Source organism: uncultured Maritalea sp. (assembly GCF_937139385.1).
Classification (GTDB): domain Bacteria; phylum Pseudomonadota; class Alphaproteobacteria; order Rhizobiales; family Devosiaceae; genus Maritalea; species Maritalea porphyrae_A.
This window is the reverse complement of record NZ_CAKZPW010000168.1, coordinates 1-15,965: the sequence shown is the minus strand read 5'-3', so window position 1 is coordinate 15,965 and position 15,965 is coordinate 1. Positions and strand designations below refer to the sequence as shown.

Annotated in this window: 15 protein-coding genes; 8 read left to right on the top strand and 7 right to left on the bottom strand. The window is 49.3% G+C overall.

Features of this window, described 5'->3' with window-relative positions; genetic code table 11:
- The 3 genes from Q0231_RS07075 to Q0231_RS07065 form a co-directional block, all read right to left on the bottom strand.
- Nucleotides 1–1,275, bottom strand: a 1,275-nt coding sequence (locus tag Q0231_RS07075; protein ID WP_299346729.1) for a DUF882 domain-containing protein, incomplete at its 3' end; no start/stop codon positions are given.
- Nucleotides 1,276–1,490: 215 nt separating this feature from the next.
- A complete protein-coding gene (locus Q0231_RS07070) occupies nt 1,491–3,143 on the bottom strand; it encodes a L,D-transpeptidase family protein (protein WP_299346728.1) in 1,653 nt (550 codons plus the stop codon).
- 188 nt (nt 3,144–3,331) lie between these two features.
- Entirely contained in the window at nt 3,332–4,807 is a 1,476-nt protein-coding gene (locus tag Q0231_RS07065; protein WP_299346727.1) for a sigma-54 dependent transcriptional regulator, read from the bottom strand.
- 265 nt (nt 4,808–5,072) lie between these two features.
- On the opposite strand from Q0231_RS07065, the gene Q0231_RS07060 reads away from it, so the two are divergent.
- From Q0231_RS07060 to Q0231_RS07040, 5 genes are all read left to right on the top strand, one after another.
- Nucleotides 5,073–6,893 carry a M3 family oligoendopeptidase gene (locus Q0231_RS07060; protein ID WP_299346726.1) on the top strand — a complete coding sequence of 607 codons (1,821 nt, stop codon included), beginning with the start codon at nt 5,073–5,075 and terminating at the stop codon, nt 6,891–6,893.
- A 37-nt stretch (nt 6,894–6,930) separates the two neighbouring features.
- Nucleotides 6,931–7,062: an aa3-type cytochrome c oxidase subunit IV gene (locus Q0231_RS07055; protein ID WP_269394902.1), complete on the top strand. Its 132-nt coding sequence runs from the start codon at nt 6,931–6,933 to the stop codon at nt 7,060–7,062.
- A gap of 90 nt (nt 7,063–7,152) precedes the next feature.
- The gene (locus Q0231_RS07050) at nt 7,153–8,301 is read left to right on the top strand and encodes a Re/Si-specific NAD(P)(+) transhydrogenase subunit alpha (protein WP_299346725.1); all 1,149 of its coding nucleotides are present in this window, start codon (nt 7,153–7,155) and stop codon (nt 8,299–8,301) included.
- The gene (locus Q0231_RS07045) at nt 8,298–8,660 is read left to right on the top strand and encodes a proton-translocating transhydrogenase family protein (protein ID WP_331283687.1); all 363 of its coding nucleotides are present in this window, start codon (nt 8,298–8,300) and stop codon (nt 8,658–8,660) included. The genes Q0231_RS07050 and Q0231_RS07045 overlap by 4 nt, the downstream gene beginning before the upstream one ends.
- An 8-nt stretch (nt 8,661–8,668) precedes the next feature.
- The gene (locus Q0231_RS07040) at nt 8,669–10,072 is read left to right on the top strand and encodes an NAD(P)(+) transhydrogenase (Re/Si-specific) subunit beta (RefSeq protein ID WP_299346731.1); all 1,404 of its coding nucleotides are present in this window, start codon (nt 8,669–8,671) and stop codon (nt 10,070–10,072) included.
- A 34-nt stretch (nt 10,073–10,106) separates the two neighbouring features.
- On the opposite strand, the gene Q0231_RS07035 is transcribed toward Q0231_RS07040, so the two are convergent.
- Both Q0231_RS07035 and Q0231_RS07030 read right to left on the bottom strand, forming a co-directional pair.
- Nucleotides 10,107–10,844 carry a transglutaminase-like domain-containing protein gene (locus Q0231_RS07035; RefSeq protein WP_299346724.1) on the bottom strand — a complete coding sequence of 246 codons (738 nt, stop codon included), beginning with the start codon at nt 10,842–10,844 and terminating at the stop codon, nt 10,107–10,109.
- 96 nt (nt 10,845–10,940) lie between these two features.
- Nucleotides 10,941–11,471, bottom strand: coding sequence for a cytochrome b/b6 domain-containing protein (locus tag Q0231_RS07030; protein ID WP_299346723.1), 531 nt, complete (start codon nt 11,469–11,471; stop codon nt 10,941–10,943).
- An 87-nt stretch (nt 11,472–11,558) separates the two neighbouring features.
- Here Q0231_RS07030 and Q0231_RS07025 point away from each other — a divergent pair, with 87 nt between their 5' ends.
- The 3 genes from Q0231_RS07025 (at nt 11,559) to Q0231_RS07015 (ending at nt 14,407) form a co-directional block, all read left to right on the top strand.
- A complete protein-coding gene (locus Q0231_RS07025; RefSeq protein ID WP_299346722.1) occupies nt 11,559–12,011 on the top strand; it encodes a MarR family transcriptional regulator in 453 nt (150 codons plus the stop codon).
- 94 nt (nt 12,012–12,105) lie between these two features.
- On the top strand, nt 12,106–13,749 hold the full coding sequence (locus tag Q0231_RS07020; RefSeq protein WP_299346720.1) for a hypothetical protein: 1,644 nt from the start codon (nt 12,106–12,108) through the stop codon (nt 13,747–13,749).
- A gap of 16 nt (nt 13,750–13,765) precedes the next feature.
- Nucleotides 13,766–14,407, top strand: a complete 642-nt coding sequence (locus Q0231_RS07015) for a DsbA family oxidoreductase (protein ID WP_299346719.1) — start codon at nt 13,766–13,768, stop codon at nt 14,405–14,407.
- A gap of 86 nt (nt 14,408–14,493) precedes the next feature.
- Here Q0231_RS07015 and rpsU read toward each other — a convergent pair whose 3' ends face one another.
- Together rpsU and Q0231_RS07005 are read right to left on the bottom strand one after the other, a co-directional pair.
- Complete coding sequence (rpsU, locus tag Q0231_RS07010) at nt 14,494–14,715, bottom strand: 30S ribosomal protein S21 (protein WP_269394895.1); 222 nt, start codon at nt 14,713–14,715, stop codon at nt 14,494–14,496.
- Nucleotides 14,716–14,880: 165 nt separating this feature from the next.
- The gene (locus tag Q0231_RS07005) at nt 14,881–15,945 is read right to left on the bottom strand and encodes a 5-(carboxyamino)imidazole ribonucleotide synthase (RefSeq protein WP_299346730.1); all 1,065 of its coding nucleotides are present in this window, start codon (nt 15,943–15,945) and stop codon (nt 14,881–14,883) included.
- Nucleotides 15,946–15,965 lie beyond the last annotated feature (20 nt).

Genomic DNA, 15,965 nt, shown 5'->3' with positions numbered 1-15,965 from the left:
TAAAGCTAATAAGCCATCAATAAAATCAGCCGTATTGTCTTTATTAGCCTTCCCAGCAAACTCGTCAGTACGCATCCTAGCATTTGTGTCTGGCACAGTGCCCGGACGCATTGGGACTTGTGGCAATTCATTGGCTTGGCTTGAAGCGTCCACCGCAAAGCGAGATGGGTTTGTGATTAGTGCCGGATCAATTGAGGCGACTGCAAAGCGTGAAGGCAAATCTTCAATCGCCTGCTCATCTTCGAGCAGATTCGCTGTTGCCACTTGAATGGCTTCAGGTTTGATCGGCGGTGTGACGGCAAAAAGGCTTTCGGTTTCGCCCGGCGCATCAAGTGGTGCTGGTAAGGATTGAGTGGCTTCAAGCGTTAGCGGCAAAGATGTGGGGCGTTTTGGAGGCAGTTGACCCAAAGCAGCAACTTTGACGGGGGTGCTGATTGAAGTTGGTTTTTTTGCCACTTCAACTTGGTCTTTGTTGTTGCCAAACAATACATCGAGCAAAGTTCGACCAGAGCCTGAACTGGCCGACTTGGTGTCTTTTTTTGCAGCACTTGCAAGACGTGTTGAGGATGCGCCGCTACATGGCACCTGCTTACAACGTTTATATTCAGCTTGTGCGGTTGCATATCCGGCTTTGGACAATGGAACGCCATTTGAAGGAATGTGAAGCGTTTTGCCCTTAGGGAAAATCTTCTTGAGTTGGGCCGTTGTCATGCGCGGCCAAGCGCGTACGCTGCCTGTGTCTAGGTGAACGAATGGGCTGCCAGATGTTGGGTAATAACCCACGCCCCCCATTTGCTTTTTCATGGCCACTTGGCGAAGCTTCGAAATAGAAACACCAGGAATGAAGAAATCCATGGCCAATCCACGCGTGTGGTTAGAGTTTTTCGCTACAGCGCTTGAGCGCGAGCGCAGCATTTCATTGGTTTTTGGCGAACGGTACGCCGAGACCACGTGAATTGGTTTCGATGCGCCCACTTCATTGTAGACTTCCCAAATCAGGTCAAAAAGCCGTGGGTCCATTTTTGTGGGTTCGTCGCGGCGCCAATCGCGCAAAAAATGGTTCAGTTGCGCAAGACCTTTTGTGTCAAAACGGCCGTTGCGTTTGTATGTGATTTTGGCGGTTTCTTTGGTGTGTGTGTAATAAAGGTACAGCGTGCGATCACGCGCAGCCGCGGCTGGGCTGGCCAAACCTGTCGCTACAACAAGTGTGGCAACCAACAATAAAAAGGTGCGCTTGATCGCGCATGTATAGAGTGTGCCCAATATACCCAACAATTTTCGGACGCCCTTAACGCTAAAACTTTATATAATCTACACCAAACAAGATGCGATTTTATTAACGATAAGAGCGTTTGCTACCCCATGAGTAAAACTCAGTGTACGGAACTTACCCTTAAAATATGGGTGAGAAAAGGGGCCGAACCAAGGCGGTGCGTCAAAATGCCCAGCGAGGTTAATCCGAAGGCGTAAAATTGTTGGTTGAGTGATATTTAGCTGTTGAGCAGATCAACAAGTTTCTTGTGGTGGCCATAGACATCACCAAAGCTACGCACTGTGCCGTCCGGGTCCACCCTAAGGGTGAAATAGGCGAGATGAACTGGCACATGTGTTTTCAAATTGTTCCATTTTTCGTTACCGCCCATCATGCCTTTAATCTGAGAAAGATTTAGCGATGGCTCATAGCGTAAGAGTGCGTCTGCGAACTCAAGTGGGTTATGAACGCGCACGCAGCCATGCGAATAGGCGCGGTAAGTTCTGCTGAACAATGATTTAGAAGGCGTGTCGTGCAGATAAACGGAATGCTGATTGGGGAACAAAAACTTGATGGTGCCCAATGCATTGCCACTGCCTGGGCGTTGGCGGATGCGGAAAGGTGGGTTTTTAGGGTTGATGTTTGCCCAATCTACAGAAGAGGCGTTGATGACTTTTCCACCGGCCAATAATTCGTAATTGCGGCTGTCAAAATAGCCCGGATTTCCATTGGCGCTAGGTAGAAGTTCTGTTGTTGCAATTGAAGAAGGCACATTCCAATAGGGATTGACCACAACATGTTCAATCTCGTCGGAGAAGACCGGTGTCATATGTTTTGGTTTGCCGACCACAACACGGGTAGCGTGTTCCACTTTGTCAGACTTCACGACTTGCAATTTGAACTCAGGGATGTTCACGAAAACATGGAAATCACCCAGATTTTTGGGCATCCAGCGCCAGCGTTCCATGTTGGCAACGATGTCTTGCGCGCTGGCACCATGTGCGCCATTTAGGGCCGCAATTGTGGCTGGGCCAACAACGCCATCAGCAATGAGACCGATCGATGTTTGGAAGTCTTTTATCGCGTCTTCGGCGAATTGATCGTAAATGAATTCATTTGCTGGATCGTCTAGTGTCAGACCAAGCCGTTCACGCAAAACCGGCAGTCGTTCGTCGGTTTTACCTAGCTTCATCAACTTGCCATCAGGCACAATAATTTGCTCGATTTTGGGCCCTGCAATGCGTTTGGCCAACTCTGCGCGAAGAGCTGAGAACTCTTTATGAGTTGGGTGCATGCTTTGCAATAGTGCGGCAGGATTGTCCGAGCTGACCAGATCTACGCGCAATTTTGCCAGATCCACGCGCGTTGGGTGCAATGTAATGGCGCTTGAAACAGCGCTTGGCGCAATTCGCCCGCCCGCGGCATGTTTTGCGTAAAGAATTGCAGCGTCAGTGAACGCAACTTCCACATGTGCCAGCATTTGCGGGTCACCCTGTGCGGCGTCAATGTCCAGTTGGTCGGTTAAATAGTCGCTGGTGCGTAAGCCTTCAAACTCAGCTTTTTTGAATAGCTCAACGATCTCTTGGGCTTTTGGCGAGAATGTAACCTGGTCGCCATTATTTTGCAGCCACATAGGCTCAAAGCTGCGGGCGCCGTAAAAATAGTAGAGACCTTGAGCGTTTTTCCAAGCGCGGGTGCCAGATTTCGCGCCGTAGTAATCGTCGCGCAGGCCCGCTTTAATGATTTTGGCCATAGGAGAAACAGCAGGGCCAATAACAACTCGTGTTGCTTGAACGCCATTGACCAAAACAGCTTCTTGAGCGTGTGCACCAAATGACGAAATGCTGGCGATACTCAAGGCCAGAATCACTGATCGAAATTTATAACCCATTATGTTCCTCAAAACTCGCAACCGTTTTGTGGGCTAACCATTTGCCCGGACACGCTATTATTGGTTTGCGTTTCGTTTAACGCATTCAATAATTTAAAAATGTTGGCGTTTTATACGTTGAGTTTGGGGCAAAACCAAGCTTTTCGCATAATTGTTACCGTAAAATTGAACGGCCAATCTGCTTACAATTATGCCGCATTGCTATCTTCTAGACCATATTCCTTGATTTTTCGGTAAAGCGTTGATCGACCGATGCCCAACGCACGTGCCACCGCGCTCATTCGGCCTTGATATTGATCCAAAGCAAAGGCGATGAGGTCACGTTCTACATGTTCAAGGGGTTCAATGTCGCCGTCTGCCGCTACAAATCGATCTTTTTCCTTCGTCAGTGTTGCTGGTACTTCTGGCGCTGGAGTTGTTAGGTCGTCGATATGTACGGGCATAGACATATGCGGGTGGCTTGCCAATTGTGTGCGGATCCGGTCCGCCCCTTCAATTGAAGCGCAAATTTGGGGGAAATCGCTGGGCTCCAAGACGGAATTGGTGGCCAGCACCACCGCGCGATAAACCGTATTTTCGAGTTGACGGACGTTGCCCGGCCAGTCGTATCCCTTAAGGAGCGTTAGGGCCTCTGCGCTACATTGCGCAATATTGCGGCCTTCTTCTGCGCCAAAGCGGGCGATGAAGTGCGCAATAAGCGCATCCAAATCATCCATACGTTCGCGCAAAGGCGGCAAGTAAATGGGGAAGACATTGAGACGGTAGTATAGATCTTCGCGGAAATGGCCTTCTTTGGTCAGGTTGAGCAAGCGCTTGTTGGTGGCCGAGACGATGCGGACATCAACCTTTTCAGGGGTTGTGGACCCGACAGGTTCAACCTCGCCTTCTTGCAAGGCCCGCAGCAGTTTAACCTGCATGTCCAGTGGAAGTTCGCCAATTTCATCTAGAAAAAGTGTGCCACCGTCTGCTTCTTGAAATTTGCCTTTTTGGGCAGCATTCGCCCCTGTAAAGGATCCTTTTTTGTGACCAAAAAGAGTTGATTCAACCAAATTTACCGGGATCGCCCCGCAGTTGACGGTGATGAATGGTTTGTTCGCGCGTTTTGAGCAGGCTTGGATGGCGCGTGCGATCAATTCCTTGCCTGTGCCACTTTCCCCTTCAATTAGAACGGGAATGTTGGATGCTCCGGCCTTTGCCCCTAGTTCTTTAACGCGGTTCATAACAGGAGATTTGGTGATGATGTCGTCAAAACCGAAGTGACCGGACAACCGGTTCCGCTCCGTTCTTAAACACGTCTCAAGGCTTTGGCGTTTTAGGGCATTTTGTAAAGAAATGACAAGGCGTTCAGGTGCAACGGGTTTAACGAAGAAATCAGTTGCCCCGTGGCGCATGGCGGTGACAATTGTTTCAATGGACGAATTCGCAGTTTGAACGATTATGGGTTGGGGCAGGTTCCGTTTGTTCATTTCGGCCATGACCGCCATGCCATCCATTTCAGGCATGATCAGATCAAGAATAACGGCGTCGATTTGAGTATCTTCAAGCAGTTTTAGGCCTTCAGCGCCAGAAAGGGCTTCAAAGGCTTCATAGCCGTTGGTCTTTAGAATTTGGGTGCTAAGGCGGCATTGCACCGGGTCATCGTCGATAATCAGGACTTTGGCCATTCTTGATATTACTCGCAATCGATTAGATCACGTCCCGAATGAAATCGGGGCGAATCATAAAACTGTTCTATTTTGGAGCAGGGTAGGGGCGAGTTCTTAACAGTGATTTAAGTATAATTGTTCATGTTCGCCGAACTCACGTTCAAAAATGTTGTGAACACGTAAACTTGTTTCTTGTTCTATGGGGCTGCGCGGTGGTGCGGCCTTCACAAGTTAGGTGAATATGCTAATGTCCGCTCCAAATCTTTTGGAGATACATTTAGATATGAGCAATGTGGTTTTTGATGCGGTGGCGGAAAAGAAGCCAGGTGCAGAATTTGGTGATTTACCTCAGTGGGATCTCACGGACCTTTATCCTGGTCACGATAGTGACGAGATAAATGCGGATATTGCTTATTGCGAAAGCGAAGCAAAAAAGTTTGCTGATGACTTTAAGGGCAAGCTTGAAGGTTTGGCAAAAGATGGCGATCTGCTTGCAACCATCACTCGCTACGAAGCGCTTTCCGACAAGATGGGGCGTTTAGGTTCATACGCTTATTTGCAATATGCCCAAAACACATCAGACCCTGATCGATCAAAGTTCATGGGCGACATGAATGAGCGACTGACCAATTTCTCGACCCCTTTGCTGTTTTTTACGCTGGAGTTAAACCGGGTAGATGACGCAATTTTGGACGCTGCTTTTGAAAAGGATGCGGCCTTAGCCCGCTATAAACCGTGGTTTATCGAGTTGCGCAAAGCCAAGCCCTATCAACTAGAAGATCGAGTTGAAGAGCTTTTTCACGACAAGTCAGTTTCAGGACGTTCTGCGTGGAACCGTTTGTTTGATGAAACTATGGCCAGCTTGAAGTTTGATGTGGATGGGAAAAAGCTGTCGCTTGAACCCACATTGACGCAAATGACCGATAAGGACGGCAAAAAGCGCGAAGCGGCGTTTAAAGGATTGGTGGGTACGCTTGGCGAAAATCAACGCCTTTTCACGCACATCACCAACGTATTGGCCAAAGACAAAGAAATCTCTGATCGTTGGCGCGGTTATAAGGATGTCGCCGATAGTCGACACCTGGCAAACTCGGTTGAACGTGAAGTGGTAGATGCGCTTGAGAGTGCTGTGCGCACTGCTTATCCAAAATTGTCCCACCGCTACTATGCGATGAAGGCCAAATGGTTTGGCATGGAAAAACTCAACGCTTGGGACCGCAATGCGCCATTGCCTAATGATGATGACCGTTTGTTCAAGTGGGACGAAGCTACGGACATGGTGATGTCTGCCTATAGTAAGTTTTCACCTGAATTGGCAGAGGTCGCGAAACCATTTTTTGGCTCAGGTTGGATTGACGCGCCGGTGCGTGACGGAAAAGCGCCGGGCGCATTTGCCCACCCAACGGTGCCAAGCGCACACCCCTATTTAATGCTCAACTATTTGGGCAAGTCGCGTGACGTGATGACTTTGGCCCACGAATTGGGGCATGGCGTGCATCAAGTGTTGGCCGCTGATCAAGGTCCCCTTATGGCGTCAACGCCTTTGACATTGGCTGAAACGGCCAGCGTATTCGGGGAAATGCTGACCTTCCGCTCGTTGCTTGATGCAACAACTGACAAGCAAGCACGTTTTGCCTTGTTGGCAGGTAAAGTTGAGGACATGCTGAACACGGTTGTGCGGCAAATCTCTTTCTATACATTTGAGCGCAAAGTGCATGAAGCGCGTCGAAATGGCGAGTTGCGGTCTGAAGAACTCAATAAAATGTGGGTGGATGTGAGCAAGGAGAGCCTTGGCCCATCTGTGGTGCTCAACGAAGGCTATGAGAGCTTTTGGTCATATATTCCCCATTTCATCCATGCACCGTTCTATGTTTATGCTTATGCATTTGGGGACTGCTTGGTGAATTCACTTTATGCGCAATATCAAAAATCAGAGGACGGATTTGCACAACGTTATCTTGACTTGTTGCGCGCTGGCGGGTCCAAACACCATTCAGACTTGTTGGCGCCATTTGGGTTAGATGCCAAAGATCCAGATTTCTGGTCGCTTGGTCTTTCGATGATCGAAGGTCTAATTGACGAGTTAGAAGAAATGGATGCCTGATCGGCATTCGAATTAGGTTCATTAAACGGAGATACAAATGAGCACTGAAGCTGAAAAATTGTACGAAGAGCAATCAAAGACCTATGCAGGCGTCATGAGCCTTTTTAAATGGGCAACCATCGCCATCGTTGTGGTGTTGGTCTTGATGTATTTCTTCCTCGTTGCCTAATAGCTGACGAGTTTTTACGTGCCGCAAATGTGGGGGCGGCGCATTATTGTTAATGCGTTTGAATCTGTTCGCAGATTCAGGGAGTAAGGCATGAAGATAGCGATTTTACGCGAAACTGCCGCCAATGAAGCCCGTGTGGCGGCCACACCGGAAACGGTTAAAAAATTTATCGGGTTCGGTGCAAAAGTGAGCATCGAAAAAGGAGCTGGTGAAGGTTCTAAAATACCCGATGCGGACTATAAGGAGGCAGGAGCGACAATTTCTGCCACCGCCGCTGCAACACTAAAAGGTGCCAATGTGGTGCTGAGTGTGCGGCGACCAACAGCCACAGCCCTAAAGGGCGCGGCAAAGGGTGCGTTGGTCATCGGGCAAATGGATCCGTTCGGCAATGAGAAAGACATTAAGGCGCTTGCAAAAGCTGGTTTTGATGTGTTCTCAATGGAGTTCATGCCGCGGATTACCCGCGCGCAGGTGATGGATGTTTTGTCCTCACAGGCCAACCTTGCTGGTTACCAAGCCGTCATTGAAGCCTCTGTGGCATTTGATCGGGCTTTCCCCATGATGATGACGGCAGCGGGCACAATTCGCCCCGCCAAAGCCTTTGTGATGGGCGCCGGTGTTGCAGGTCTGCAAGCAATTGCGACAGCCAAACGTTTGGGGGCAATTGTTTCAGCAACCGACGTTCGCCCAGCAGCAAAAGAGCAAGTTGAATCTTTGGGCGGTAAGTTTGTCGCGGTTGAAGACGAAGAGTTCAAGCAAGCTGAAACGTCTGGCGGTTACGCCAAAGAGATGAGCAAAGAGTATCAGGCCAAACAAGCCGAGCTTGTTGCTACCCATATCGCAAAGCAAGATGTGGTGATTACCACAGCGCTCATTCCGGGTCGTCCTGCCCCGCGTTTGATCACCAAGAAAATGGTTGAATCAATGGCGCCGGGTTCGGTGATTGTTGATTTGGCGGTTGAACGTGGTGGCAATGTTGAGGGCGCAAAACCCAATGAGATTGTTGACCACAAGGGCGTCAAAATCATTGGCTTTGAGAATATGGCCGGTCGTGTGGCTTCATCTGCGTCTCAGCTTTATGCGAAAAACCTGGCTTCATTCCTTGAGACACTTGTCGACAAGGAAGCAAAAACATTGGCGGTTAACCCAGAAGACGAACTGGTGGCTGCAACACAACTGACGCGTGATGGCGCGGTTGTGCATCCTGCCTTTGCGGGCGAGAAGGGAGCGAAATCATGATTGCATCATTAGATCAACTTTCAACCGCTACGGGTGCTGCTGCATCGGCTGCGTCGGGTGGTTCAATCGATCCATTCGTCTTTCGATTGGCGATTTTTGTGCTCGCGATTTTCGTTGGCTATTTTGTTGTCTGGTCGGTAACCCCCGCCTTGCATACCCCTTTGATGAGCGTGACCAATGCGATTTCTTCGGTGATCGTTGTTGGTGCATTGCTTGCTGTTGGCGTGCATTTGGCGGCGGATGGCAATTGGATTTCCAAAGTGTTTGGATTCTTGGCGCTCGTTTTCGCTAGCGTGAATATTTTTGGTGGCTTCATGGTCACCCAACGCATGCTCGCCATGTATAAGAAGAAAGGGTAAGCGATATGATTTCCGCAAATATTGCAGCTCTATTGTACCTCGTTTCCGGGGTGCTCTTCATCATGGCGCTTCGGGGCCTTTCCTCTCCAGCAACCGCGCGTCGTGGCAATACTTATGGTATTGTTGGGATGGCCATTGCTGTTGTGACCACGCTAATGGTTGCCGCGCCATCTGATCTATTGTCTTGGGTGTTGATTATTGCTGGTATCGGCATTGGTGGCGTGATCGGGGGCGTAATGGCCCGTCGTATCGCGATGACCGATATGCCCCAATTGGTGGCAGCGTTTCACTCGTTGGTTGGTTTGGCGGCTGTTTTTGTTGCTGCGGCAGCACTTTATGCCCCAGATGCTTTTGGCATCACAACAGACGGTCATATCCACGCGCAAGCCTTGGTTGAAATGAGCCTTGGCGTCGCTATTGGTGCGTTCACGTTTACAGGTTCTGTAATCGCGTTTGCTAAACTCAACGGCAATATGTCGGGTAAACCGATCATTTTGCCTATGCGTCATGCGTTGCATATCGCGCTTGGTCTTTTGCTGATCTATCTGATTTGGCAGTTTACTGTTACTGCAGATCCAATGCTGTTTTGGGCAATTACTGTCCTCGCGTTGGTTTTGGGTGGTTTGATGATTATCCCAATTGGTGGCGCGGATATGCCGGTGGTTGTTTCAATGCTCAACTCCTATTCGGGTTGGGCGGCTGCAGGCATTGGTTTTACCCTTGGCAACACTGCATTGATCATCACCGGTGCGCTGGTGGGCTCTTCAGGTGCGATCCTTTCTTACATCATGTGCAAAGCGATGAACCGTTCGTTTATCTCTGTGATCCTTGGTGGCTTTGGTGGCGACAGTGGTGCTGCGGCCGATGGTGAAGAAGAAACCCGGCCGGTCAAACAAGGCTCTGCCGACGATGCGGCCTTCATGATGAAGAACGCGGGCAAAGTGATCATCGTGCCGGGTTACGGCATGGCGGTTGCACAAGCTCAGCACGCGTTGCGTGAAATGTGCGATTTGCTCAAAGCTGAAGGCGTGGAGATCAAATATGCGATCCACCCTGTGGCGGGTCGTATGCCGGGTCATATGAATGTTCTTTTGGCTGAAGCTAACGTGCCATATGATGAGGTTTTTGAGTTGGAAGATATCAACTCAGAATTCTCGCAAGCGGACGTGGCCTTTGTGATTGGCGCGAATGATGTGACCAACCCATCAGCCAAGACTGACAAAACTTCACCCATTTATGGCATGCCAGTTTTGGACGTTGAAAATGCAGGCACAGTTTTGTTCATCAAACGCGGCATGTCGGCGGGTTATGCGGGGGTTCAGAATGAGTTGTTCTTCCGCGATAACACCATGATGTTGTTTGGTGATGCGAAAAAAATGACAGAAGATATTGTGAAGGCTTTTGGCCACTAATTCATATTCTCAAAGTCGAGATCGAAGAGGGCGCTCAGTGAGCGCCCTTTTTTGTTGGGATGCTGGGTATTATTCCTTGGCGTAGTTTTTCGACCCGTTTGTTCATCCAGTGCCGGATGACGTGTTGGTAGAGCCAGTTCTTAAGCGGGCTAAAAGCTTGTTTGTGGTTAGCATAAAACTGATCTGGACTGTCGAACAAACCGAAATCTTTGTTGATGCCGGTGCGTTGGATATAGGTATCTGTGCCATTCCAATCGACCTTTGGATCTTCCAAACAGTCGGTGCCAGCCCCATATGCACAAATGCTAGATTGCCCGGCAAACTCTTGTTGCAGTTGTTCTAGAAATGGGGTGTCGAGGATGAATCCCTCTAGGTTTATCCATTTATCCTGATAGTTCACCTCAACCCATGAATGCAATATGCTGTTTGGTGCAATGGCATATACCAGTTCGGGTACAACGCCACGCTGCAGCGATTTTTTGATTGTGAACCCATGTAGGCGACAAGCTATGTTTAGGGCGCGCAGTAGCGCCATTAAAAGCGTGCCTTTGGTGTTGCACTGCCCGTACCCGTCTTTAAGGACATTGCTGGCAGGAGTGTTGTCTGCCCGGTTGTAGCCGAATTTAATCTCGTTTTGAACAAATGTGTAAGCGGCACCAATTTTGTCGTGTTCGGTGAGGTCTTGCCAATTTCGCGCGTGAATAAGGTCTTGGATCGATTGAGATTGAAAATCCAAAAGTTGCGTTTGGGCGAGATAGTTGTGGTCTTTCATAATGCACCTTTTAAATAAGATGCAGGCTTTATAAAAGCTCTAGTGACTATAGATGCAAGGGCAAATTGCCCTTGCGCCTGTTTGTATTGATTTATGTTATTTTCCGGGCATCATGCGGGCGATCAAATTGTCTTTGATGATGGCTTGGTGATAGATTGCGCCAGCAATGTGTAAAACGAGGCTGGCCAAAAACAGCTTGGCGAACAGGCCGTGAGCACCCGCAAGCGCGATGCCTGAAAGTTCGGGCCAAGGTGCTGTTTGTCCAGATTGCAAGATTTCGCCGAGCCCGGATGCCACCATTGTTGCTATGCCTGAGCCCACCAATGCGAGTGGAAACACATAAAGCAGGATATGAATGATCTTTGATCCCCACTTCACAGCAAGTGACCAATTGGGGTCAGCCGCGGGGCGAGGTTGGGTGAAAGCAAAATAGGTGCGGGCGAAGAGTAGAATGCCAGCCAATAGGCCTAAAGGTGCGTGCAGTTTGAGGATGGCGAACTTGGTCGCCTCGTCAGCGGTGTTGTGCATGATTGTGCCTGCAATCAGTAAGCCGATTAGCAGTAGTGCGAGCACCCAATGCAGAATACGAATTGCGCGGGAGTATTTGGTCACAGTTGTTGCAGCCATGGGGTGCACCTTTTTGTTTTCAAAGTGGTTGATATCTGTTAGTTTACATGTAATATAAATTATGTTCCATGTAAACTAAAAAGTCACATGCAAAAAGAAACGATTGATCCACCTGCGGATTCATTGGGCCGTTTGGTCAACATAACTGCTGCCCGAGCGCGCCAAATTTTGGCACATTTGCTGGAGCCGCACGACCTTTCGCCCCAGCAGTGGATTGTTTTGTGTGTCTTGTGGCAGCGCAAAGCGGTCAGTGTTGGCGACCTTGCCCGTTATATGCGGTCTGAAAAACCAGCGGTTTCGCGTCTGGTGGATCGAATGGAAAAGGCGGGTTGGGTAGAGAAATGCGCATCTTGTACCGATGCACGTTCGGTTTTGGTTTCTGCTACAAATAAAGGCCAAGAGAAGGCGCATTTGCGCTCTTTGTACACTGAAGTCAACGAAGTTGTGCTCGAAGGGTTTTCAGAAAAGGAAGCGGTGCAATTGTTTGCGCTTCTTAACCGGGCTCAAAAAAATGCCTCACACTATCTCAAGCAAAAGTGAGCATCTGGTTCAAAGAATGAGGCTGTGGAACTTGTTTCACTTTGCGAATTGGTCCACCTTGGCGCCAATGGGTTTCTGACGGGTACATTGTCTCATGGCAGGTGAAAAACAAGCAATAGTTGTTGTGCATGGCATGGGCGAACAGCGCCCAATGGGGATGATGCGTCGGATTGTCGAAACGCTTTGGACCACCGACAAAAGCATGCTCAATTCAGGTGACCGTAACATTGGGCCAGATGGCAACAAAAGTTGGATTGTGCCCGATTGTAAGACCGGTAGCCATGACTTGCAGCGCATCACAACACCCCCGGCAAAAGACGGCAAGCGGACCGACTTCTTCGAGTTTTATTATGCCGATGTTTTAGATGACGCCAAGCTGCGCAATTTGTGGCGGTGGTTGCTGCGCATTGTCATGGTACGCCCCCAATATGTAACCGATCGCATGGTTTGGCCATGGGCGGCGCTTTGTTTTCTCATTGTGCTGATTGGGCTTGTGGCTTTTGGCGTGGTGCTGTTGGGACTTGGCACAATATTTGAGCTGGATTGGTGGAATTTGGATGGCGGCACCGCTCAGCTTGATATTTGGGAAGTGACCTTTTTGGGGGTGCTTAATTTGGGCCTGATGGTGGGGCTGGGGAGGTTGGTTCCCGCATTGCGCTGGATATTGCGCTGGCCCGCCTATTTCGTCATCACCTTGCTGGTTTACTATACGCTTTTTGGCATTAGCGGGGTTGAGGTGCGTTCGGGCGTGGTCGGTGGAACGGTGTTGATCACAATTCTAACCGGCATGTTTTTTCTCCCCTATCTTGGTGATGTGGCTGGCTATCTTGGTGCGCACCCGGACACCGTTAAACGTCGGCACGATGTGCGTGAGCGCGGGTTGATGCTCTTGCGCGATTTGCACAATGATCCAACCTACGATCGCATCGTGATTGTTGCCCATTCATTGGGGTCGGTCGTAGCCTATGATATTTTGCATCTATTGTGGGAAGAGCTTGGACCTACCAATGAAAATCCACCTTCGGCACGGGTACGCCAAGCGCTGTTTGAACATGATTTGTTCGTTGAAAACCACAAAAGTCGCTATTGGAATGATCTAACGGTTGAAGCTTATCAGGCTGTGCAGGCAAATGTGGCCAAGGCGATCCGATTGTCTGGGCCAGTCACCAACAAATTGGGACAAAAAACTAAAGCTTACTGGAAGATCACAGATCTTGTGACCCTTGGTTCACCTCTCAGCCACGCCCAATTTTTGATTGCGCGTGGGGTTCAGAACTTTGAGAAGCTGAAAGAAGAGCGCTTGTTTCCGGTTGTGCCTCCGCGACCGTACAATGAGGATTTCGGCGTGCTCTACACGCCGGACAAATTGGAATTTAGCCCCAACTACGCAGGGATGCCCATTCCTGAAACCACGGCTGATTGGGCTTTAAAGGCGCCTCGTGCATATGCGCATCATGGTGCGGTTTTTTCCGCTGTGCGTTGGACGAACATGTATGATGAGCCACATCCTTTGTTCTTTTGGCAAGGCGATGTGCTTGGTGGGCCAGTGGGTGGATTTGACCTTTTTGGCCGTGGCGTTTTAGAGCACAAAGTTCACATCTTGTACTCAAAGTTCGGGTTGGATGATCTGCGCCTGATTACACATATTCGTTATTGGACGAATACTGCTCAGTCAGGCATTTCAGATCACATTGTAAAATTCAGGAAAGCCGTTGGGCTTTTAAAATCTTCAAAGTAGTCCGAAGGAGTGCCCATTGGCTGAACTACGTATAGATATTTTTTCCGATCCGGTTTGCCCATGGTGCTTGGTTGGCATTCATCGTTTGAACAAAGCGATTGCCGCACTTAACGATGGTACCAAAGTATCCATTTTTCACCATCCCTATCTGCTTGATGCAAACGCCATCAAAGAGGGGGAGGATAGTGAAACGATGCTGAAGCGCAAGTATGGTGTAGATCCCGCTGAAATGTGGGATCGATTGGAGGCGGAAGCCAAAAAGTCTGGCCTTGATTTGGACATGCGTAAACAGAAAATGCGTTACCCATCTCAGGCCGCACAGGTTTTGGTGGCCGCAGCTGAATCAAGGGGCACCCAGCACGCCATGTCGATGGCGATGAGCAAAGCTACCTATCTAGATGCGCTCAATATTTCGGACCCGGAAGTCTTGGTTGACATTGGCACCGCCAATGGCTTCACCCGTGAAGAAGTGTTGGCGCTTGTGACGCGTGAAGATTTGCAAAAAGAAGTTGAAAATGCATCTGTGAGTGCCTCACAACAGGGCGTACAAGGTGTGCCCTTCTTCATTTTGGGCAACAAATATGGCCTATCCGGCGCGCAGCCAGAGGAAGTGTTTCAAGAGGCATTAGAAACCGTGATTAAGGAAGCTGCTGAATAGCAGCTCCTTCGAGCCTTCAAACAATGAAAAACGCCGCTGAAATGATCAGCGGCGTTTAAAAATCTTGTTATGATTACTGAGACGTCTTAGCGACGACCAGTTGTAACCAAACCTTCGCGCTGCAAGCGCTTGCGAGCCAATTTACGGGCGCGACGCACAGCTTCTGCCTTTTGACGGGCACGTTTCTCAGAAGGTTTCTCATAGTAGTTACGCAACTTCATTTCACGAAATACACCTTCGCGTTGAAGTTTCTTTTTCAAAGCTCGAAGAGCTTGATCTACATTGTTATCGCGAACGACTACTTGCACGCGGCACACCACCTTCAAAAGAGTTAAACCAGAATTTCATTTAGCGCTTTGACAAAAAGCCAAATGCGCTTCGGCCAGCAGCACCAGCCAAGCGTTGGATGGGTAGATACCAAACCTGATGTGGCTTGTCCAGCGCTTGGCACGTAAATTTGCAGCAAAAGCGCCCTAATTTACGCCTTTTTTGGCAAAAATGCGATTGATGTGGCCCATCTTCCGGCCCGCACGGATTTCAGATTTGCCATAGTGATGAACTTGGGTATTCGATTCTGTGGTTTTCATCCCGGCAATGATTTCATCACCGATTAGATTCTCCATCACAACATCTGCGTGCCGTTCAGGGCTGCCAAGGTCCCAGCCTGCCACCGCGCGAATGTGTTGTTCAAACTGATCATTTAAGCACGCCGCTTGTGTCCAGTGCCCAGAATTGTGGACCCTTGGCGCGATTTCATTGACCACCAATTGAGTGCCGCTGTCGGTTTGAACCACAAAAAACTCAACGCCCATAACCCCAACATAGTCCAAAGCAATAATGAGCTGGGTAGCAATGGATTTTGCTGTTTCGCAGACATCGACATTAATGTCGCCGGGTACAGTTGAGGTTTTTAGAATATGGTTTTGATGCACGTTTTCAGCCGGGTCGTAAGCGGCCACATGTCCGGCTTGGTCTCGAGCAATGATCACGGAGATCTCTTTTTCAAAAGGCACAAAACCTTCCAAAATGGCGGGTTGCGCTCCGATAGTGTCAAAAGCTGTTTCCACATCCTGTGCGGTTTTGAGCATGGTTTGGCCCTTGCCGTCATAACCAAAACGACGGGTTTTCAGCACTGCGGGAAGACCGATCTTTTTTACAGCAGCTGCTAACTCTTGTTGGTTATCAACTTTGGCGTAAGGCGCAACTTCAATACCAACTGTTGATATGAAGCGTTTCTCAACGAGACGATCCTGCGAAATTTCAAGTGCTTTGGCCGAAGGGAACAGCTCGGTTCCCGCTTCGGTTATTGCAGCGGCTGTTTGGGCAGGCACATTCTCAAATTCGTAAGTTACGCAATCAACGCTTTGCGCAAATTTTGTCAGGGCCGCGATATCTTCATAGGCTGCAACAGTTTTATGGGGGGTAACCGCAAATGCGGGGCTATTTTCGTCCGGGCAATAAATGTGTGTGTTCAGGCCCAATCTATGGGCGGCAAGCGCCATCATGCGCCCCAATTGCCCACCACCCAAAATGCCGATGGTTGCGCCAGTTGAAAGTC